The sequence below is a fragment of the Sphingobacterium hungaricum genome, assembly GCF_015210005.1.
GTDB lineage: Bacteria > Bacteroidota > Bacteroidia > Sphingobacteriales > Sphingobacteriaceae > Sphingobacterium > Sphingobacterium hungaricum.
The window spans coordinates 768,449-788,992 of sequence record NZ_MU158698.1 but is presented as its reverse complement, the minus strand read 5'-3'; the positions used below and the strand labels follow the sequence as shown (position 1 = coordinate 788,992).

At 38.6% G+C, this 20,544-nt stretch carries 17 protein-coding genes; 8 read left to right on the top strand and 9 right to left on the bottom strand.

The window, feature by feature from the left end; translation table 11 throughout:
* Positions 1–108: 108 nt before the first annotated feature.
* The 4 genes from C4F49_RS06600 to C4F49_RS06585 form a co-directional block, all read right to left on the bottom strand.
* On the bottom strand, positions 109–1,599 hold the full coding sequence (locus C4F49_RS06600) for a UvrD-helicase domain-containing protein (protein WP_196935084.1): 1,491 nt from the start codon (positions 1,597–1,599) through the stop codon (positions 109–111).
* Entirely contained in the window at positions 1,599–3,335 is a 1,737-nt protein-coding gene (locus C4F49_RS06595; protein ID WP_196935083.1) for an ATP-dependent nuclease, read from the bottom strand. Before C4F49_RS06595 ends, C4F49_RS06600 begins: the two co-directional genes overlap by 1 nt.
* 618 nt (positions 3,336–3,953) lie before the next feature.
* Positions 3,954–4,763, bottom strand: coding sequence for a class I SAM-dependent methyltransferase (locus tag C4F49_RS06590; RefSeq protein ID WP_196935082.1), 810 nt, complete (start codon positions 4,761–4,763; stop codon positions 3,954–3,956).
* 118 nt (positions 4,764–4,881) lie between these two features.
* Positions 4,882–5,973 (bottom strand): AI-2E family transporter, encoded by a 1,092-nt coding sequence (locus C4F49_RS06585; protein WP_196935081.1) that lies wholly within the window; start codon positions 5,971–5,973, stop codon positions 4,882–4,884.
* 104 nt (positions 5,974–6,077) lie between these two features.
* On the opposite strand from C4F49_RS06585, the gene C4F49_RS06580 reads away from it, so the two are divergent.
* The 3 genes from C4F49_RS06580 to C4F49_RS06570 are packed head-to-tail and all read left to right on the top strand — an operon-like array spanning position 6,078 to position 10,073.
* Entirely contained in the window at positions 6,078–7,412 is a 1,335-nt protein-coding gene (locus C4F49_RS06580) for a dihydroorotase (protein WP_196935080.1), read from the top strand.
* Between the two features lie 60 nt (positions 7,413–7,472).
* Positions 7,473–8,972, top strand: coding sequence for a M14 family zinc carboxypeptidase (locus C4F49_RS06575; RefSeq protein WP_196935079.1), 1,500 nt, complete (start codon positions 7,473–7,475; stop codon positions 8,970–8,972).
* A 48-nt stretch (positions 8,973–9,020) separates the two neighbouring features.
* Complete coding sequence (locus tag C4F49_RS06570) at positions 9,021–10,073, top strand: endonuclease/exonuclease/phosphatase family protein (RefSeq protein ID WP_196935078.1); 1,053 nt, start codon at positions 9,021–9,023, stop codon at positions 10,071–10,073.
* A 13-nt stretch (positions 10,074–10,086) separates the two neighbouring features.
* Here the strand turns inward: C4F49_RS06570 and C4F49_RS06565 are convergent, their stop codons facing one another.
* Together C4F49_RS06565 and C4F49_RS06560 are read right to left on the bottom strand one after the other, a co-directional pair.
* Positions 10,087–11,358, bottom strand: coding sequence for an energy transducer TonB (locus tag C4F49_RS06565; protein WP_196935077.1), 1,272 nt, complete (start codon positions 11,356–11,358; stop codon positions 10,087–10,089).
* Positions 11,345–11,920, bottom strand: a complete 576-nt coding sequence (locus C4F49_RS06560) for an RNA polymerase sigma factor (RefSeq protein ID WP_196935076.1) — start codon at positions 11,918–11,920, stop codon at positions 11,345–11,347. Before C4F49_RS06560 ends, C4F49_RS06565 begins: the two co-directional genes overlap by 14 nt.
* Before the next feature lie 79 nt (positions 11,921–11,999).
* On the opposite strand from C4F49_RS06560, the gene C4F49_RS06555 reads away from it, so the two are divergent.
* Positions 12,000–13,841, top strand: a complete 1,842-nt coding sequence (locus C4F49_RS06555; RefSeq protein ID WP_231388226.1) for a YfbK domain-containing protein — start codon at positions 12,000–12,002, stop codon at positions 13,839–13,841.
* A gap of 154 nt (positions 13,842–13,995) precedes the next feature.
* On the opposite strand, the gene C4F49_RS06550 is transcribed toward C4F49_RS06555, so the two are convergent.
* On the bottom strand, positions 13,996–14,160 hold the full coding sequence (locus C4F49_RS06550) for a hypothetical protein (protein ID WP_196935075.1): 165 nt from the start codon (positions 14,158–14,160) through the stop codon (positions 13,996–13,998).
* 96 nt (positions 14,161–14,256) lie between these two features.
* Here C4F49_RS06550 and C4F49_RS06545 point away from each other — a divergent pair, with 96 nt between their 5' ends.
* Positions 14,257–14,934, top strand: coding sequence for an ATP-binding cassette domain-containing protein (locus tag C4F49_RS06545; RefSeq protein ID WP_196935074.1), 678 nt, complete (start codon positions 14,257–14,259; stop codon positions 14,932–14,934).
* A 236-nt stretch (positions 14,935–15,170) separates the two neighbouring features.
* On the opposite strand, the gene C4F49_RS06540 is transcribed toward C4F49_RS06545, so the two are convergent.
* Together C4F49_RS06540 and aspS are read right to left on the bottom strand one after the other, a co-directional pair.
* Entirely contained in the window at positions 15,171–16,550 is a 1,380-nt protein-coding gene (locus C4F49_RS06540; RefSeq protein ID WP_196935073.1) for a LutB/LldF family L-lactate oxidation iron-sulfur protein, read from the bottom strand.
* A gap of 96 nt (positions 16,551–16,646) precedes the next feature.
* Positions 16,647–18,410 carry an aspartate--tRNA ligase gene (gene aspS, locus C4F49_RS06535; protein WP_196935072.1) on the bottom strand — a complete coding sequence of 588 codons (1,764 nt, stop codon included), beginning with the start codon at positions 18,408–18,410 and terminating at the stop codon, positions 16,647–16,649.
* Between the two features lie 327 nt (positions 18,411–18,737).
* Between aspS and mraZ the strand changes: the two genes are divergently transcribed.
* Genes mraZ through C4F49_RS06520 form a run of 3 tightly spaced genes read left to right on the top strand, consistent with a single transcriptional unit; the run spans position 18,738 to position 20,539 of the window.
* Positions 18,738–19,211: a division/cell wall cluster transcriptional repressor MraZ gene (mraZ, locus tag C4F49_RS06530; protein ID WP_196935071.1), complete on the top strand. Its 474-nt coding sequence runs from the start codon at positions 18,738–18,740 to the stop codon at positions 19,209–19,211.
* Positions 19,204–20,124: a 16S rRNA (cytosine(1402)-N(4))-methyltransferase RsmH gene (gene rsmH, locus C4F49_RS06525; protein ID WP_196935070.1), complete on the top strand. Its 921-nt coding sequence runs from the start codon at positions 19,204–19,206 to the stop codon at positions 20,122–20,124. Before mraZ ends, rsmH begins: the two co-directional genes overlap by 8 nt.
* A gap of 13 nt (positions 20,125–20,137) precedes the next feature.
* A complete protein-coding gene (locus tag C4F49_RS06520; RefSeq protein WP_196935069.1) occupies positions 20,138–20,539 on the top strand; it encodes an FtsL-like putative cell division protein in 402 nt (133 codons plus the stop codon).
* Positions 20,540–20,544 lie beyond the last annotated feature (5 nt).

Sequence of the window (20,544 nt, the reverse complement as noted above, 5' to 3'; positions counted from 1 at the left end):
ACAATCGATTTAAAAATTAGATTGTTTTCAATTGAAGGACTGCTCTTTTAAAGTACTTTCTAATATGTTCTTAGCATAGATGGAATAAATAATAATAGAGACTGTCCGTTAATATGGACTGAGCTGTCGATCATTAGCGAAGATAATCAGCTTCTTACAACAACGTGATAAAGCGACATAAAGGTGCTCAGGAGTATCAAATTTATGGGCATCAAGAATTACAACAGTGTCAAACTCTAATCCTTTTGTAAGAAGTGTTGTCCCTATACATTTCCCATGAACTTTGCGACCTACTCTCCCTATATGATTTCTATTAATTTTCATAGCTTCGTAGACCGAAATATTCTCATATGTAGCCTGCTTAAGTGAATTCAAAAAGTTTTTATAAACTGCTTCTCTTTTTTGTCTTAATTTAAATTGAGATTTCGCTTCCGTTATCAGCGCTAATAAATTATATTCGTTAGACACCTCAAAAAATGCAATAAACTTCTGTTGTACCTTTAAAGATTTCTCCTTATCTGAATCTTGTCTCTTCGCCTTAAAACCGTCTTCTGAGAACCATGTGTCAATTTCAGTTTTCTTAAAAATAGTAAGCAAGATATCGGCTTTCACTTTCTTAACTTTCTTTCTTGCCTTATGTATTCCAGAGATAACATCATCGGCTGTACGCGCTATGCTATAAAAGGATCGATCATCTATAGCCTCTAGAAGCGTCAATTGATTACCGAAGTCTATTCTGTTTTTAAAACTAACACGTTCTGAGATTATACCACGGTTTCTTGATCCACCAGAAAATTCTTCTTTATATTCAGGAACTAGGATTAGCAGACTCTCCAAAATTGGATCGTTACGTCGATTCGTAATGATTTCTCGAAGAGGGTTTGTGTAACTGCTTTTAAAAGAGAATAAATCTCCATCCCGTACTGGAATGATATGAAGACCATTCGATATGTCTTCTATAAGTAGGATCGGCTCTCTATTAATCAGGTTTTCGCGATATCCCTTAATAATATCACCTAGTACATTGTAACCGTTCCGATACCACCGATTTGGAACATCCAACTCTGGGTATGCAGTGAAATCTGGTAAATCCTTTTCGAAATCAACCAGATCACCATTAAAATCAAAAATACTTTGTAACGGATCTCCTAAAATTCTAGTGGGAAATAGATTTGACAATACCATAATGATTTCATGTTGTTTTTTGGTACAGTCTTGATATTCATCTACAAAAAGAGCTGTGTAGCTACTTTTGACTATATGTTGCATTAGATGCGACTTAAATAGCGTGTAAGCTTTATCAAGAATAAATGAGTGAAAGCGTTTATCCTCTTGGTTGGGAACATCGTTTCCAACATAGAAGCTTTGAACATATTTTTGACAAAAGCTACTTATGGTTTCTACATAAAATCGATTAGCTGAAATGTTTTCAGCTTTGATTTTTTCTTTGATTGAAGCCACACCTGCGTGTGTATGTGTCAAAATTAACTGCGTGCCCTGAGTATACTTTAGACTTTCGACTATGGTATGAGTTTTTCCATACCCAGCCGGAGAAACCAATAGCACTTTACGTTCAGAAACAAATGATTGATAATCCATTAGTTATCTATCCAGTTTATTAAACCCTCAAAATTCTTCCTCAGTAATGCGTGTTCATTTATTTGGTCAAAATGCTCAAATATGGTCGATCCTAATAACTCTCCATGATCTATTCTTTTGAACCAATCTTTCTCTTTTTTAACAGATGCTTTGGCTAACGCAGTTCGTAATTGAGGCGTATCTTCGTCTATCCAATTTTCAGCGAGCTGAAAGCCTTGTGGGAATTGAGTTTTGATTGACGCTTCAAGTGCGTTTTGGTCATTATTCTTATGAATAACTAATGCGTACTGCATCAATTTCTTTATGGCCACCCAAGGTAAATCTTGGAATACTTGAGCTTCGATACATTTATCAACATCACAATCAAACAAATCAATCCCAAACGCTTTTAAGCCTTCTTTTTTTTGATTAACTGTGGGGTCATCGGAATCACAGAATATTACTGGGTTTAAGTTTGCTTTTTTTATTATTTCAGCCCTCTCTACAAAACTGCTTCCGCCTCCGTCGATATAAGCGCAATCCTCGAAAGACATCTGTTGCTTACCAATCTGCTTTCTATACTTATCCAAAGATCTCATAATTCCGACCTCAGTAGATCCTTCGCAAACGATTATCTTCTTAGCAAAAAATGCTTCGGGACACGCTCTTACAACGCGCTGCAATGATTCTATATGAGAAAGATCTCTTCCCTCTGTTCTAGAGTTGCTTTTATCTTTTAATATTAACATAAGCGAATCGACACTCAACTCGGTTATCACTTCTCGAGAATGAGTAGTAATAAAGATTTGTCCTTTACCATTATCGCTTAGCTCCCTTATCAGCTGTTTTGCGCGATCCGGTTCCAAACCTTGTTCGATCTCATCAACGAGCATTATTCCACCATCTTTGACTAAGATAGATTGTATTGCTAGAGAGGCTAATCTTTTCGACCCCTTACCTTTTAATCGGAATGGTATCTTATCATCATGCAGACTGATCCGGTTGTCTCGTATGGATAGTTCTTTGAAATCGAGGGTAGTGCTAGTTTTTTCGATGTTTAAGCCTAGGCCCGCTGCTTGTACCTTTACCATGTCAGTCACTTCAACAAGCTTTTCGAATCCATGCTCATCTATTTTAATTTTAGCAGATCGGAGAGATTCTAATACGATACTGTTTTCTTCGGCATCCTCTGGCTGTTGTGCAGCGCTTTTTAAAAGAGAGTATAATGGATTCCCCTTATTCCAAGAGAAATGCCTATCAATGTTATCAGATACCATATAACAATTAAGTAATGCTCTTTCCGCAGCAGAGATTGGTTTATCGTCCTGACCGCGTTCATTGATGATGTGAAAGTTCGGCTCCAAATGCTTATCGACTGATAGTCGTACGGATAACAACGGCCCCCACTGGGCTGAATCTTCGAGAGCTAATATATCATCACTAATTTCTAAGCTTTGTTTGTTGAATGCTCGTATATTCAATCCAAACTTGTGGTCCGAAAGCAGTTTGACTGGAATATCAACAATATGTGCGGTAATTTGGATGGGGTTATCATAGTTCACATTGTAAAAATCAGTATCGTGGAAAGATAAGTTCCATGTTGATGATAGAACTGCTGAAATCGCTTCCAATATTGTTGTTTTGCCACTGTCTCCACGGCCAATAAGGCATATTAAATTTTGATCATGAGGAAAATTCAGTGAGAAATTTTCGATACAACGGAAATTCTGTATTTCTAATTTTACGATTTTTGACATTGGCAATTATTGATTTGGTATTTAGCTACGAAGAAAACGCCTGTAAGCAGGCCTTTAACCCTTACTGCTAATTTAGGTTATTTATTTATTCAATTAAAATTCTTTATTTTTTTAACATGTAAACCTTCAACCTCTTAAAAATTCCGGTTAATTGTTAGACGATTATGTTAGATGAACAACATACTCTTCCATTTTTGATTAAGCGACCAAAACTGATTTGTTTGCAAATTCTTTTAAAATTTTTGCATAAAAATCATTCTTTAGGCTAAAAATTGGGGTAGAGATGAGTATAAATCAGAGACAACTTGAAAATTGACTGAGGTGGCGTTACTTGGCTTCTTAGATTTTTTAACTTGCTATTAGCCCAAATAAGTTCTGTTTTACAAAACAAAGTCTATCAATTTTACAATTCCCTTTGTCGAAGACCTGAATTGTCTAAGAGCAGCTCAATAGGACGGCTATTGCTAAAACATTCCTGCGTTTGGTCCGTTGCTTCGGAAGATCGAACAGGTTTATTATTCAGAAGAAAAATGGTAATTTTTTACAGCGAGGATGCTAGAGGAGCCATAGCGTCTCTGGACGAACTAAAATATCGATACGATTAACTTTGCTCAATTCCTACTTCTTCCTCAACACATAATACACGCTTTGCGGCGCAATGCGTTCGGATTTTTTTGTGGCGTGATAATGCAAGTTGTTAGCAAATAACTTAGATAGCCATTTATCAAAAAGTATATAGCTTTTGTATGAATAAATAGGCGTGCTGGAGAATTTTTTCCATATGCGTTGCAAGAAAGGCGTCATACAGAAACACAATCCTTCATGCACAATTTCAACATCAAGCTCCTTAAAAATGGACTGTAGTTTATTCAATGGAATGCCACGTTCGTTTTTTGTCAGACCTGCTCTGCGCTTTGTCCAGTCGCCCATAGAAACAACAGGTTCTCGAAGTAAAATATAGCCTCCCGGTTTGGCCACTCGGCATAATTCGCTTAAAACAAAAGATACATTTGGAATATGATGGATGGTTCCAAAACAGGTTACCAAATCAAAGTAATCGGAGGGATAATCAATCGCTCCTTCGATCGAAGGCTTTTTATAAATCGGCGTCAGGTTCTTGATTTTTTCAGAACGCAAGTTTTCTGAAGGCTCAATGATATGCAGATTGGTAATCCTATCGGCTATCGGGAAAAATTCATGCCCCCAAGCTGCCCCAAGGCCCAATACATTCTCCAAGGCTGTATCTGGGAGATACCTGAAGCCGTGCTGCAAATTGAGCTGATGATAACCATAAGCATATTTTTCGGAGTCTTTGCTTCCTAAATCCGCATAGGCTTCCTCTTCTTGTTCATACCACTCTTGAATCTGACTGATCGTAAAATCGTCCCCGTAAATTGCAGCCCCTGATTTGTATTTTTCTTCTAGCATATGTAATCCAATTCCATTACTAAGCTATTCATTTTTTGAAATATAAATGAAGTTAATTTTTGATAAAAAAAATATTTAAATCCTGCTTTCCAATAATTGTTCGAAATTGCGCAGCATCTTATTTCTCAATAATCGATCCCGCGGATGGATCTACATCAGTCGAGGATGCCGTGATTATCGGTGGAGTTTTCGAGGTTCCATACTCATTGCGGTACACTTTGATCAATAATCCAATCGATGATAGAATAAGCGGACCAAAGATTAAGCCCAACATTCCGAAGACATTTAATCCAAATAAAACCCCGAATACCGTAATCAGTGGCGGTACATCACCCAACTGTTTTAACAAGGTAAAACGTAACACGTTATCAATTCCTCCAACCAAAATAAAGCAATACAGCATCAGACCAATGGCATTGGCGGTTTCGCCGGAAGAAAGAACAATAATAGATATCGGAACCCAGACAGCCATCGTGCCAAGGATAGGAATAATGGATGCGGCTCCTGTCAATATTCCCCAAAAAACGTAATTTTCGACTCCGAAAATCCAATAGCCGATAATGGCAACAACTCCCTGTACAGCCCCTAAAATTGGGATTCCAATCGCATTGGAGCGAACCATCATAAAAAATTCTGACCACAATTCTTGTTTGCTTTGTTTGGAGAATGGAATCATTCCCGCAATGTAGCTTTCCATCGCACGTCCATGAACCTGCATAAAATACAGCACAAATAAAGCAACGATGATATTGATAGCGACTTCGGCAACCGAATTAATGATGCTCGGAACATATTTCGTTAAGCTTGAAACAATTTGCAACAAGGCAGAATCAGACATGTCAATTTCCTTCAATACTGGTTTGTCACTCATGTATTCTTTAATCGAATTAAATTTCGTGATGATGACATCTTTGTTCGCGAAAAACGAAGTTAGTTGAGGGATCAAATAATCGATCAAAGCCCATAGGGGCAACACAATAAATACCAAGGATGAAATAATAATCAGCAGGCTCGCCAGTGATTTTTTCATGCCCTTCTGCTCCGTCAGTTTGAAGTAACTATTTCGGAACAATACATAGAGTGTAATGGCTCCTAAAAAACCGGGCAGATAGTAGGTTAAATTTTTGAAAACTAATAAGCAAATCAAGATGATAATAACAATCAACATAATTTGATTGATGGCAGTGTTGCTAATTTGTCTATTTTGCATGGCAATATAATCTAAGCACAAATTACGATAAACATTTGATTCAATTATAGAATTAAAGGGGATAATTTTTTCTTATTGCTATATTTGTTTAAAAAATAAGCTGTATGTCTACAATCCTCATAAAAAATGCCCAAGTTGTCAACGAAAACGAAATCAAAAATCTAGATGTTTTTATCAAAAATGGCCGGATAGAGAAAATTGAACCATCAATAGATGCTACAGCGGATCAGGTAATCGATGCTACAGGATTGCACCTTTTTCCAGGCTTGATTGACGATCAAGTACATTTTAGAGAACCGGGATTGACGCATAAAGCCAATATTTTTTCAGAATCACGCGCAGCGGTAGCTGGAGGAACAACATCCTTTATGGAAATGCCAAACACGGTTCCGAATGCATTGACTCAAAAATTATTACAAGATAAATATGACATCGCTCAGGATACTTCATTGGCGAATTATTCATTTTTTATGGGTGCCGGAAATGATAATTTGGACGAAGTCCTAAAAACGAATCCGCGTGATGTCTGCGGCATAAAGATCTTTATGGGTTCGTCGACTGGCAATATGTTGGTGGATAATGAGCAAGCATTGGAAGCTATATTTAAGAATGCGCCGACCTTGATTGCGACGCATTGTGAAGATGAAGCGACCATTCAGCGCAACCTTGCTGCCTACAAAGAGAAATATGGCGATGATGTCACGATTGAAATGCATCCCTTGATTCGTTCAGCAGAGGCATGTTATTTGTCTTCCTCAAAAGCAGTTGAATTAGCTAAGAAAAACAACACGAGATTACATATTCTTCATATTTCTACGGGAAGAGAAACGGCGTTGTTCCAAAATAATATTCCTCTTGAGCAGAAACGCATCACATCGGAAGCTTGTATCCATCATTTATGGTTTTCGGACGAAGATTACAAAACCAAAGGGAATTTCATTAAATGGAATCCAGCTGTTAAAACCGCAAATGATCGCGAACAGATTTTAGAGGCGGTTTTGGATGGGCATATCGATGTCATCGCAACGGACCATGCGCCACATACGTTCGAAGAAAAATCACAGCCTTACTTACAAGCACCCTCAGGAGGCCCTTTGGTTCAATTTGCTTTACAAGCTTTGTTGGATATGGTCAAACAAGGAAAATTAACCTTAGAGCAGGTCGTTCAAAAAACGGCACACAATACGGCAATTTGTTTTCAAATCGAACAGCGCGGATTTATTCGCGAAGGCTATTGGGCTGATTTGGTCTTGGTAGACTTGAATAAGCCTTTTGATGTTACAAAAGAATGCATTTTGTCAAAATGTGGCTGGTCACCTTTTGAAGGCCATCAATTTTCGTCAACGATCGAACACACCTTCGTTTCTGGGAACTTGGCATATTCAGATGGGAAAATCATTGAAGTAGGCACGGGGCATCGCTTGCTTTTTAATCGATAGTTAACGGCATTGGCTATTTCTGCATGTAATTGAGTTAGTTAAAAACAGTATCTTAGTTCTATGAAATTGACAGTTCTCTTATTTTCCATTATTTCATTTTCCATGTGCAATAGTTCCAAAGATTCTACTCAAGAATTTTCTTCTGCTCATTCTTTAGATACGACACAGCTTAACGAAGCTTTCGAACAGTATAAAGAGAAAGAGCTTTATCATCGCCGTTTTAAGCACCAGACCATCGAGGCCTTGTTAAAAACGCATGCGCAGAAAAATGTATTGACCGTAACGCAGATCGGGAATTCTGTTCAAGGACGTTCAATCAATGAAGTGACTTTTGGTACAGGAGATAAGAAAGTAATGCTTTGGTCGCAGATGCATGGCGATGAGCCTACCGCGACAATGGCATTATTCGATTTGTTCAATTTTTTAGAAGGGGAGAATGACGAATTTCAGGCTGTCCGAGATCTGTTGAAAGAAAAGCTGGAACTGCATTTTATTCCGATGCTCAATCCAGATGGAGCAGAAATTTATAACCGCAGAAATGCCCAAAGTATCGATCTGAACCGTGATGGACGCAAGCGCCAAACGATTGAAGGCAAGTTGCTGCGCGATAGGGCAGAAGCGGTCAAACCACAATATGGATTTAACCTTCACGATCAGAATATTTATTACAACGTTCCAGAAACAAAAAATCCGGTAACCATTTCATTGTTGGCTCCCGCATTTAATGAAGAGCGCGATGTCAATGATGTGCGCGGAGGCGCAATGAAAATTATCGTAGGAATGAATAGAATCTTGCAACAATATGTGCCGGATGCAGTTGCGAAATACGATGATACATTTTCGCCGAGAGGTTTTGGAGATAATTTTCAAATGCTAGGTGCAAGCACGGTGCTGATTGAATCTGGAGGATTGAAAGGCGATCCTGAAAAGCAGGAAATCCGGCGCTTAAATTTTGCAATCATTCTCAATGCGCTGATTGAAATTGCCGAAGGCAGTTACCAAAAATACGATGCGGAAGATTACAATGCGATCCCTTTTAATGCTTCGCAATTGCATGATGTCGTGATTCGCAATGTGGAGATAGGTTCGGATTCGATTCCATTGAGAACGGATGTGGGTATCCGACGTTCGGAATTCACGATCAATACCGATTATTTTGTCCGCGGAAGAATTGAAGACTTAGGGGACATGGAAGACAATTATGGCTATGACGAAGTGGACGGCACGGGTTTGAAATTGATTGTCGCTAAAGTTTCTCCTCAAATCGTGGATTCAGCACAGAATTTAACCATCGACCAATCGTTGGACTTATTGAGAAAAGGATTTATGGCTGTCAAAGTAAAACAAGTTGGCCCGAGCAAAGAAAATAAATTGCATCAGTTGCCATTGCTCTTTTTTACGCAAAATCAATTTTTTCCAACAACGGAAATTACTTTAGGCGGAACCGCAAATTTCTTCTTGGGAGATGAGTCGGGGCAACTGAAATATGCCATTGTGAATGGCTATGTGATTGATTTGAGCAAAAAAGATAAAGCGATTTGGAAGAACGTTGTTTTTTAAATTTCGTAGCATGTCCTTGATTTCTGATTACTAAAAATTTTAAACCGTATGCAATTCCTACACCGCAAAATAGTGCTTTCGATCAGCTGTGTGCTTTTCTGTTTTTCAGCAGCGATTGCGCAGCAACAAAAATTTGATTTAAAAGTTTTTCAGATCAATATCTGGCATGAAGGAACACAAGTTCCAAATGGTTTGCAAGTTATTGCCGAAGAAATTATTGACAAAGATCCAGACATTGTACTTTTTAGCGAAATCAAACACAGAACGGATACGGGTTTTATCCGCCAGATTATTCAGGTTCTAAAAGCCAATGGTGCAACTTATTATGGCAAAGGAAATAATGAAAATTTAGACGTAGGCCTTATATCCAAATATCCATTAAAATTTCCTGACGTTGAGCAAGAAAAGAATGAATTACCCGCGGTTTCCAAAACTAAGATTTCGATCAAAGGCCGTGACTTTATTTTTTATTCCGCCCATTTGGATTATACAAATTACGCATGTTACTTGCCTAGAGGCTATGATGGTGTGACTTGGAAAAAATTGCCCGCACCAATAAACAATAATGAAGAAGTATTGACCGCCAATAAATTATCTCAACGAGACGAAGCAATCGCCGCAGTCATTTCAGATGTAGAAAAGGAGTCAAAAAATCAACTAATCATTCTTGCAGGCGATTTTAACGAACCTTCTCATTTGGATTGGACAGAAGCTACAAAAGATTTGTTTGACCATCGAGGAACTGTTATTCCTTGGCATTGCTCGGTTATGCTTTATGATGCAGGGTTTTTGGACGCATTTCGTGTCCGCTTTCCAAATCCGGTCACGCATCCGGGATTTACATTTCCTTCTTACAACAAAGATGTTGATATCAACAAACTGACTTGGGCACCGGATGTAGACGAACGCGATCGCATAGATTATATTTATTATTTACAAAATCCGTCGATTCAGGTAAAAGATGTGCATGTTGTAGGGCCTGTCGAAACCGTTGTCCGTGCGAAAAAACAAGATAGAGATAGTCAGGATCAATTTTTGGTACCCAAAGCCGTTTGGCCTACGGATCATAAAGCTCTGTTAGCGACTTTCGAAATCAACTAAAATTTGAACTGCACTATCTGTCAAAGTCCAATTTCAATTCTACACCTTTGCCGCTGCTTCCGCGTCTCCAATCTGGGCCGTTCCGGATGATGTCTACTGCTTTCTGGTCAGCAATCGGACCACCAGACTGATTGATGCGAATGTTTTTAGGGCGTCCATGTTCATCAATGTCAAACAATACATAAACTTCAGTTTTTGAAACCCTTGCTAGCTTGGTTGCTTCATTAATGTAATTCCGATACGAAGGCCATCCTGCTGCGGGTTCTGAAACAACATTCCGCGAAGGCGGTGAAGCAATTTTTGAGACAGATCCTGTCACTGCTTTTTTCGCCTTGGCACCATAAGCCACCACTACAACTTCGTCGATTTGATTATTAGAAGGCCTTAACCTGATCGAATTGTAGTCATTGCTGGCAATCAGGTTTTGTGTTTCAAAACCAATCGCTTTGGCTTCTAGTTTAGGCTGATTTTTATTTGTCTGCACAATAAATCGTCCTAAAGAATCTGATACCGTGATGGTGTTGTCATCCAAATTTTTAATGATTGCCGAAGGAATAGGAAGCCCGTTCTCCCCATCTAAAATCACACCGCCGATAATGTTTTTATTTTGTAAAGACGATACTCCGCGAATACTGATTTGGTTGCTTTTTTGAGTCGAATTAATTGAAGCAATTTCTTCACCTCGTAGAGGAGAACTGGAAGATTTCGGTTTGTCCGCCAGTCTAGCCGCTCGGTTTCTGGAAGAATCTAAGCGTTTATACAGCATTTCTCGGATTTCCGCATTTTGCTGTTCTATTTTTTCAGTATATAATTCTTCCGCTCTTCCAGGTTTCCGAATCGGTCTTCTAGGAGCTTGTGCGATGCGATTTGAATCGCTCAGAAATATTTCTTCGCCGATTGTGTCTGTTTCAATTGGAACGATCGAAGGTTCCGGTATTCTGTTTTGTACAGGTGCTTGCGCAATGATCGATGTTTCCTTTAAGTTGTCTCTCAATAAAAAATAGGAGATACTCATTAAAACCACAAGTGATGCGGCTATGGATATGAGTTTCCAATTGATAATTCGTTTTTCTCGTTGAGGTGCGGTGCGCTTGTTTATTAAGTCCTTAAGCTTTGCTAAATCTTCTTTATGCTGTTTAGGCGATTCGCTTTCCATTCCCAACAGCATATCCATAAGCATAGGGTCGCTCTCCGCTTCTTTTTCAAGCAGGAACATCTCCCTTGACGTTAATTCGCCACGATGATATTTTCTTAGATAATCAATATCGTACTTACCGTTGCTCATCCTGTTTTTCCATGCAAATTTTTAAATTTCGCTTTCCATTTTGAATGAAGCTTTTCACTTCCTTCATGCTGTAACCCGTCTGTATGCTTATGTCTTGATAACATTTCTCCTGAAGGAAAAACAAATCTATTGATGCTTTCTGTTTCTCTGGTAATTTATCCAAACACTGTTCCATAGCCGTCAATTGCTCCTCTTTTTCTTCAGAATTTTCCGAAGGATGCAAATCATATGGAAATTTCACAAATTCATCCAAAGAAGTTGTGGAAATATTTTTTTTCGATCGCAACTGCATCAAACAAAAATTCTTAGCAACTACATATAGCCAACGCGGAAAATCATTGATTTCTTGCTTATTGACTTTACGCATAAGCTCTTCGAAAATTTGCATCACAGCATCTTTGCTATTCTCACTGTCTTGAAAATAACGCAAGCAAACATAGTAAACCATTTCAGAATGACGCTGATACAATTCTCCCAAATAAACCAAATCATCGTTTTCACGATAATTCGCTAACAGATTTTCATCGGTTAAAGAAGCATATTTTGGATTTGATTTAGTCATCTTCAGCCGTGAAAATAATTTTTTTTTCTTGCTTATGGAAATTTAAAAAATCCTGCATCCCTTGACAAAAATGTACGACATGAAAATATTCTCTTTAATCATCTTGTTATTTTCTATAGTAGGAAATACGCAAGGGCAAAATTTGATCACAGGCGTGGTGACCGCCAAAGATTCAAACCAACCTATATCAGGCGTTCTTGTCAAAGTAGGAGGCAAGTCTCACCAAGTATTGACCGATAGTGTGGGAGGTTACTCCATAGAAGCTATTTCGGGAGATAAGCTGAGTTTTATTTTCCTTGGTTATGAAATCAAAGAAGTAAAAGTCGGAAAAATGAATAAAATCGATGTGCAATTGAATCCAGAAGTTCGTCATATCGAAGAGGTATCTGTAGTAGCATACGGTACGGCAGCAAAAAGAAATATTACTGGAAGTGCCGTTCAGATTAGAGGTATGGCTTCAGTCGGCTATGCTCCTCCAGGAAATTCGGAATCCTATGCGTCCGTTAAAGAAAATAAGTTTTTATCGCCGAGCAAAGATCCACTGTCCACTTTTGCGGCAGATGTAGATGCAGCCTCGTATAGCAACATTCGGAGAATGTTGAATGCCGGCCGTCTGCCTGAAAAAGATGCTGTTCGTGTCGAAGAGATGATCAATTATTTCCATTATGCCTTAGATGCTCCTACCAATGGCGACCCAGTACGCATTTACTCAGAACTTACCAGTTCGCCCTGGAATAAAGACCATCAATTATTGCGCATCGCGCTGAAAGCCAAAGATATTCCAAAGGAAAATTTAGCTTCTTCTAACTTGGTTTTTTTAATCGATGTGTCAGGTTCGATGTTCGGAGAGAATAGATTACCTTTGGTAAAATCATCTTTGAAAATGTTGGTTGACCAATTGAGGCCAACGGATAAAGTTTCGATTGTAACCTATGCAGGCTCAGCAGGTATTAAATTAGAAAGTACGTCTGGCGATCAGAAAATGAAAATCAAATTAGCTATCGACGAATTGGAAGCTGGAGGGTCTACCGCGGGAGGTGCAGGTTTGAAAATGGCTTATGCACTAGCTCGCCAAAATTTTATTCAATCAGGAAACAACCGGATTATCATGGCCAGCGATGGTGATTTTAATGTGGGTGTTTCGAGCGACAAAGAAATGGAAAGTTTGATTGGCACAGAAAGCAAATCAGGGATTTCGTTGACTGTTTTGGGATTCGGAATGGGCAATCTGAAAGATAGCAAAATGGAGATTTTGGCGAATAAAGGACATGGGAATTATGCTTATATCGATAACATTTCGGAAGCAAGAAAAGCGATGGTGACAGAATTTGGCGCTACCTTGTTTACAGTTGCTAAAGATGTGAAAATTCAGGTTGAATTTAATCCAGGGACAGTTCAAGCGTATCGCTTAGTTGGGTATGAGAATCGATTGCTGGATGCAGAAGATTTTAATAATGATGCAAAAATGGGTGGCGATATGGGCGTTGGCCATGTGGTTACGGCTTTGTATGAAATAGTTCCTGTAGGCGTCAAAAGTTCGGCAGTCGGTCTTGTGGATGATTTAAAATATCAGGAAAACAAGAAGGTTAAACCTTCTGATAATGCCACAGAAATTGCGACTATTAAATTCCGCTACAAAAATCCTGAGGACGACAAGAGCCAATTGCAGTCGTTGGTGGTTGAGAACAAAGTAAAATCTTTTGATCAAATCTCACAAGATTTTCAATTTGCCACAGCTGTCGCTGAATTGGGAATGCTGTTGCGCGATTCTGATTTCAAACAAAATTCAAATTACGATTCGTTGATCAAACGGGCTAAAGAGGCTAAAGGCAAAGATGAGGAGGGCTATCGTGCGGAGTTTATCCGCTTAGCGGAAAATGCTAAATCCATAACGCAGAGCGAGCAATTGACACTGAAATAAATTGTGACAAACTAAAAATCCCTTTACAGCCATATTTCAAAAATGCTGTCTAGGGGTTTTATGTTTGTAAATTATGTTTTTTATGAATGAATTTTTCTATAAAATTCTTAACTTAAGACATAAATTTTGAACAATTGAACATCTATTTATTTTTTTATAAAAATATTTTCTGGATTAACTTCGCTCTATCTATTGCCATAGTTGTGCTCGCTCCTTCCAGTGGAAATGTGGGTTTAAGTTTTTCTGCAATCTTTTCGACAATAGGATTTTTGTGCAGTTTCTTTCTAGCTAAATTATTCAATAGAAATTCTAAATACATGTACTTAAATCTAGGGATACGAGATGTGAAATTGTTCTCTGTATTATTTCTACCAAATTTAATAGTCGGTTTATTTTTTTATTTTTTGACCTCTTTATGGAAAATGAACTTTATGTAGACTCTATACAATTTTCCTATAATGATCGTTTTCAATTGTTGACTGGCGTTTACCTGTCCTGTAAAATCGGTGAGGTAATCGGTTTGTTGGGGAGAAATGGCACAGGAAAATCGACGCTGATGAAAATTATTTTCGGATCATTGAAGCCAAAATATGCGTTTATCAAAATTAATGGGAAATCAACCAAGCAAGCATTTACAACACGAGAAGTTGTCTATTTGCCACAGGCAAGTTATTTGCCAACAGCAGAACGGGTCAGTACAATAGTCGAAGCGATGTTTTCGGATAAAGAAAAGCGAACGCTTGTTTTAAATGATAAACGGATCAACATGCTCAAAGACCAAAAGGTGTATGAGCTTTCGGGCGGTGAACGAAGATATTTAGAAATCTTATTGCTAATCCATCAAAAGGCTAGCTATTTATTGCTAGATGAACCATTTTCAGAAATCGAACCTTTGTATGTCGAAGCGATTCAAGAATTAATCCTATCTCATAAATCCGATAAAGGTTTTATTATCTCGGACCATGATTATCAAAATGTCTTGGAAGTGAGTACTAGGATTACCTTATTAAAAGACGGCGGTTGTCTTGAGATTAAGGATAAAAAAGAGCTGGAATTGTTTTACGTGCCCGAAGGAACTTTTTCTTCTAAGTAAAAATTAAAAAATTCAAAAGTAAAAATTAAAAATTCAAAAAAGTGGAAAGAGTTTCAGTGTGAAGGACCACAGAAGACACAGAGGAAAATTAAAAATTAAAAAGTAAAAATTCAAAAACCTTTCTGGGGGTTATTGGTGAGCTCTGATTTTTTCGATCTCCAATCTCAAATCACACCCAATCTATATACTAAATACTATATACTAAAATCTCACATCTCACATCTCACATCTCAATTCTACTCCTCCCGCTCTTTCCATTGCTTCGCAAAAGATTTATCCGCTAATTTAGGCAAATCGCGATGTGTTCCCCAGCTAGTTTTGAAAACAGTTTTCAAAAAGAAATTCTTTGTTTTCCCGCCGAAAAAGTCAATTAACTTTCTTCGCTGAATGGCATAAGTAAATCCTTTCCAAAGTTTTTTCTCTGATGGAGTCGTTAAATTTTCTTGAACAGCGTCCCGACGATTGAGCAACAATAATTTGTGGATATCTATTCCGACAGGACACACTTCTGTACATTTCCCACAAAGTGACGATGCGTAGCTTAAATGCTTGAACTCCTGCATACCCGCCAAATGCGGAGAAATTACGGAGCCAATCGGTCCTTGATAGGTCGTTTCATAGGAATGGCCACCAATATTTTGGTAAACCGGACATACATTCAAACATGCACCACAGCGAATACAGTACAAACTCTGGCGCTGTTCCTTTTGAGCCAATAAATTTGTACGACCATTATCCAATAAGACTACATACATTTCTTCGGGACCATCGATTTCATTCGCGGAACGTGGCCCGCTCAAAATCGTATTGTAAACGGTCAGGTTTTGGCCTGTTCCATGAGAAGCCAATAAAGGCCAGAATAAATCCAAATCTGCCAAAGAAGGAATGATTTTTTCTATCCCTACGACGGCGACATGGATTTTTGGGAAACTTGTCGTTAAGCGCGCATTCCCTTCATTTTCAGTGATGGCGATGCTTCCAGTATCCGAAATCAGAAAGTTGGCGCCCGTAATTCCCAGTTCTGCTTGTGCATATTTTGCACGTAGAAGTTCGCGTGCTTTTAAGGTGATTTCTTCGGCTGAAGCTTCTAGGGGCGTTCCGAATTTTTCATGAAATAATTTGGCAATTTCTTCCAGACTGAGATGCATCGCTGGAGTCACAAAATGATAAGGCTTTTGGTCCAGCAATTGTATAATGAACTCACCCAAATCAGTTTCTATCGAATCAATATTTTTGCTTTTCAGAAAATGATTTAAATCAATTTCTTCAGTTGCCATCGATTTGGATTTCACGACATTTTTTACGCCATGATGTGCAATGATTTTGGCAATTTCTTGGCGCGCTTCTTCTGCATCATTTGCCCAAATTACTTTTCCTCCACGCTTGATAAAGTTGGATTCAAAATCCAATAAATAACGATCTAGGTTTTCAATAGCTTTCCATTTCGTCAGATTAGCTTTAATTTTTGAGTTTGCAAGATTGAAAAATTTGCTTTTGCCTTTGGCGAATGCAACATCATACTTGTCTAAATTATTCTGAATAATCTTTCGATGCGCCAAATCAAATGATTTGTCCGAGCTCACTTTCAAAAATTGGTCTGCTAATGTTTGCGCCATTTAAATACCCTTCGTCTGCTTATTAAAATAAAATAGTTGGCGAATGTTAGCCAACTATAAAGATAACGTTAATTTTGTAGTATTGTTTCGCAGTAATTAATTGCTGTTTTTCTTTTTAACATCTAAGGCTAAACTTAACTCTTCCAATTGTGCTGTCGCAATGCTCGAAGGCGAGTCAATCATCACATCACGTCCTGAATTATTTTTAGGAAATGCAATTACGTCACGGATAGAATCAAGTCCCGCAAAAATGGAAACCAAACGGTCGAATCCAAAAGCCAATCCACCATGCGGAGGAGCTCCGTAAGTAAACGCTTCCATTAAGAAACCAAATTGCTTCTGCGCCTCTTCGGGCGAAAATCCCAAATGTTTGAACATCAATGACTGCAAGTCACGGTCGTGGATACGAATCGAACCACCGCCGATTTCCACACCATTGATGACTAAATCGTATGCATTTGCACGAACTTCTCCAGGTTTAGAATCCAATAAAGCAATGTCCTCGGGTTTTGGTGAAGTGAATGGATGATGCATGGCATGGTATCTTTCCGAATCTTCATCCCATTCCAATAAAGGAAAATCAATGACCCAAAGCGGAGAGAACTTTTGTTTATCACGCAATCCCAATTCTTGAGCAACATACAAACGAAGTTCGTTTAGTTGTTTGCGAACTTTTTCAGTCGTGCCAGCCATAATCAATAGCAAATCGCCTTTTTCTGCGCCAAATGCTTCCGACCATTTTTGCAATTGTTCTTCTGAGTAAAATTTATCTACCGAAGATTTAACAGAACCATCTTCGTTTACACGCGCATAAATTAAACCAGTCGCGCCAATCTGTGGACGTTTAACATAATCAGTCAAAGCATCCAATTGCTTGCGGGTGTATGATGCAGAATTTTTTGCGTTAATACCAACCACCAATTCTGCATTGTCGAAGACAGGAAAACCGTGTCCTTTGACAATGTCGTTCAATTCTACGAACTGCATGCCAAAACGAGTATCCGGTTTGTCCGAACCGTACAAACGCATCGCGTCTGCATAAGTCATGCGCGGAACTTCGCCCAAATCGATTTCTTTGACATGTTTGAATAAATGTTTCGTCAGTCCTTCAAACGTATTTAAGATATCTTCTTGCTCAACAAAAGCCATTTCGCAATCGATTTGCGTAAACTCAGGCTGACGGTCTGCACGTAGATCCTCATCACGAAAACATTTTACAATCTGAAAATAACGGTCAAATCCCGACACCATCAGCAATTGTTTAAATGTTTGCGGAGATTGTGGCAAAGCGTAAAATTCTCCTGGATTCATCCTGCTCGGAACAACAAAGTCACGCGCACCTTCTGGAGTCGATTTAATCAGCACCGGAGTTTCTACTTCCAAGAAATCTTGGCTGTCTAAATATTTGCGGATTTCTTGTGCCATTTTATGGCGCAAAACAAGATTTTCGCGCACGGAATTTCTGCGCAAATCCAAATAGCGGTATTTCATTCGGATATCTTCACCGCCATCCGTTTCGTCTTCAATCGTGAAAGGTGGCAATTTGGATTTATTTAAAATTTCCAATGAAGAAACTTTGATTTCGATTTCTCCTGTCGGAATTTTAGGGTTTTTGCTTGAACGTTCAATAACAGTACCTGCAACTTTAATCACAAACTCTCTTCCTAATTCACGTGCTTGTGCTCTTAGCGATTCATCATCATCCGAGTTAAAAGTTAATTGTGTAATTCCATAACGATCTCGTACATCCACGAAAGTCATTCCACCTAAATCACGGGATTTTTGGACCCAACCACTTAAAATAACTTGTTCACCCAAATTGGATAGGGTAAGTTCACCACACGTATGCGTTCTATGCATTATCTACTAATTTATTGAACTGCAAAATTATTGGTTTTTTGCCACAATAAAGAATAGAATCGAAGCCTAATTTCAGTCTACCACAACGTCCCACTTTTTGCGTTTTTTGGATGTAATTTCGAATTTTTAATTTAAAAGAGCCGTGATAATCAGTGCTGTTACGGTATTAATGAATTTTCTTTAAAGTTTAAAATCTGTGTTAATGATATGTTAAATCCACTTTTGTAGCGAATTTGCTATGTGGAAAACTTTTTTGTGTCGTGTTGTGGGGGAAAGTGGGGGAAAGTGTTTAGTTTTACATATTATTTAGATTACTCGAGTAGACAAATGATTCAACTGATCGGAGAATACGAATGCAAGCTTGACGCCAAAGGTAGATTGGTGGTTCCTGCAGCGCTCAAAAGGCAATTGCCTGATGTGGAGCGTGAGGGGCTTGTTGTGAATCGTGGCTTCGAAAAGAATTTAGTGATTTATACACGTGAGGAATGGAACAAGAAGATGGCGCAGTTGGCTAAATTGAATCAGTACAAAGCAGAGAACAGGAATTTCATCCGTCAGTTTATGCGTGGCGCTACGGAATTGAGTTTGGATGCGGCGGGTCGTGTTTTGCTACCGAAAACATTGGTCGAATATGCGGGAGTTGGAAATGAATTAGTCTTGGCTTGTCAATTTGATAAAATTGAAGTGTGGTCTAAGGAAGCATATGAAAAAATTGTTGGCGATATTTCTGAAGAGGACTTCGCTGATTTAGCAGAGAAAGTAATGGGTGGATTTGATTTTGAGGGAGGAAGCAATGACTAATTTGGTTTACCATGTTCCCGTAATGTTGCAGGAATGCATGGAAGGATTAAATATCCATCCGGATGGCACGTATGTCGATGTCACTTTTGGCGGAGGCGGCCATTCTCGTGAAATTTTAAAGCAATTGGGTCCAAACGGAAGGTTGATTGCTTTTGATCAAGATCCTGATGCACTGGAAAACGCGATTGACGATCCTCGCTTTATATTGGTTCACCACAATTTCAAGTTTTTAAAAAATAACCTGCGCCTTTTAGGCATTAAATCGGTTGACGGAATTTTAGGTGATTTGGGTGTTTCATCCCATCAATTTGATGCGGCGGAAAGAGGATTCTCGACACGGTTTGACGCAAGCTTGGATATGCGTATGGATCAAGTTTCGGATCTAGATGCCAAGCAGATCTTAAATACATATTCTGAAGAAGATTTGCATCGCATCTTTGGAATGTATGGCGAGATCCAAAATGCAAAATCGTTAGCGAAAGCAATTGTCACTGCAAGATTGACTAAAGAGTTTGATACCATTTCCGGCTTAAAGGAAACGATACAGAAATTAGTTCCAAGAGGAAAAGAACATAAGTACCATGCGCAGCTTTTTCAGGCATTGCGCATTGAAGTTAATCAAGAGTTGGAAGCTTTGCAGGAATTTCTGTTGCAGACCATTGCTGTATTAAAACCTGAAGGACGCTTGGTGATTATGTCTTATCATTCTTTGGAAGACCGTTTGGTGAAGAATTTTATGCAGAAGGGGAAATTCCGTGGCGATGTCGAAAAAGATTTTTTCGGTCACGAAATCAAGCCTTTTCATGTAATCTCTCGCAAAGCCATTTCGGCTTCGCCGGAAGAAATAGAACAAAATAACAGGGCACGCAGTGCAAAATTGCGCGTGGCTGAAAAAATTGAACAGGAAGCTTAATCGGTAATTTGAGATGACAAAAAATACAATCAAAAACCAAGAATTAAGCGAAGAAGTTCAGGAAGAAATGAACGATGCAGTAGAGGAGAAGGTCGAACAGACGCAGGATTTTTTGCGCTCGATCATTAATCCAAAGCAGTTGTCAACCTATTTGGTGACAAAGAATCTACCCTTCGTAGCTTTTATTGCTTTTTTGGGATTGTTATACATTTCCAATAGGCATTTGGCAGAAAATACAGTGCGCAAGATCGATAAGTTGGGTAAAGAAGTAAAAGAATTGGGGTGGGATTATAAATCATTGAATGCGGAGTTAATGAAATTAACAACACAGTCAGAGATTGCGAAGCGGGCAGATACGCTTGGTTTGAGAGAACGAACCGAGCCACCAATTAAAATTGAAGTAGTAAAAAAATAAAGTGA

Bases quoted from the DNA above. Each gene is read 5' to 3' on its own strand.
- C4F49_RS06580 (WP_196935080.1), top strand. From the start codon at position 6,078: ATGTCTACAATCCTCATAAAAAATGCCCAAGTTGTCAACGAAAACGAA.
- C4F49_RS06545 (WP_196935074.1), top strand. From the start codon at position 14,257: ATGGAAAATGAACTTTATGTAGACTCTATACAATTTTCCTATAATGAT.
- aspS (WP_196935072.1), bottom strand. From the start codon at position 18,410: ATGCATAGAACGCATACGTGTGGTGAACTTACCCTATCCAATTTGGGT.
- C4F49_RS06565 (WP_196935077.1), bottom strand. From the start codon at position 11,358: ATGAGCAACGGTAAGTACGATATTGATTATCTAAGAAAATATCATCGT.
- C4F49_RS06520 (WP_196935069.1), top strand. From the start codon at position 20,138: ATGACAAAAAATACAATCAAAAACCAAGAATTAAGCGAAGAAGTTCAG.
- C4F49_RS06600 (WP_196935084.1), bottom strand. From the start codon at position 1,599: ATGGATTATCAATCATTTGTTTCTGAACGTAAAGTGCTATTGGTTTCT.
- C4F49_RS06540 (WP_196935073.1), bottom strand. From the start codon at position 16,550: ATGGCGCAAACATTAGCAGACCAATTTTTGAAAGTGAGCTCGGACAAA.
- rsmH (WP_196935070.1), top strand. From the start codon at position 19,204: ATGACTAATTTGGTTTACCATGTTCCCGTAATGTTGCAGGAATGCATG.
- C4F49_RS06550 (WP_196935075.1), bottom strand. From the start codon at position 14,160: ATGTATTTAGAATTTCTATTGAATAATTTAGCTAGAAAGAAACTGCAC.
- C4F49_RS06555 (WP_231388226.1), top strand. From the start codon at position 12,000: ATGAAAATATTCTCTTTAATCATCTTGTTATTTTCTATAGTAGGAAAT.
- C4F49_RS06575 (WP_196935079.1), top strand. From the start codon at position 7,473: ATGAAATTGACAGTTCTCTTATTTTCCATTATTTCATTTTCCATGTGC.
- C4F49_RS06585 (WP_196935081.1), bottom strand. From the start codon at position 5,973: ATGCAAAATAGACAAATTAGCAACACTGCCATCAATCAAATTATGTTG.
- C4F49_RS06570 (WP_196935078.1), top strand. From the start codon at position 9,021: ATGCAATTCCTACACCGCAAAATAGTGCTTTCGATCAGCTGTGTGCTT.
- C4F49_RS06560 (WP_196935076.1), bottom strand. From the start codon at position 11,920: ATGACTAAATCAAATCCAAAATATGCTTCTTTAACCGATGAAAATCTG.
- C4F49_RS06590 (WP_196935082.1), bottom strand. From the start codon at position 4,763: ATGCTAGAAGAAAAATACAAATCAGGGGCTGCAATTTACGGGGACGAT.
- mraZ (WP_196935071.1), top strand. From the start codon at position 18,738: ATGATTCAACTGATCGGAGAATACGAATGCAAGCTTGACGCCAAAGGT.
- C4F49_RS06595 (WP_196935083.1), bottom strand. From the start codon at position 3,335: ATGTCAAAAATCGTAAAATTAGAAATACAGAATTTCCGTTGTATCGAA.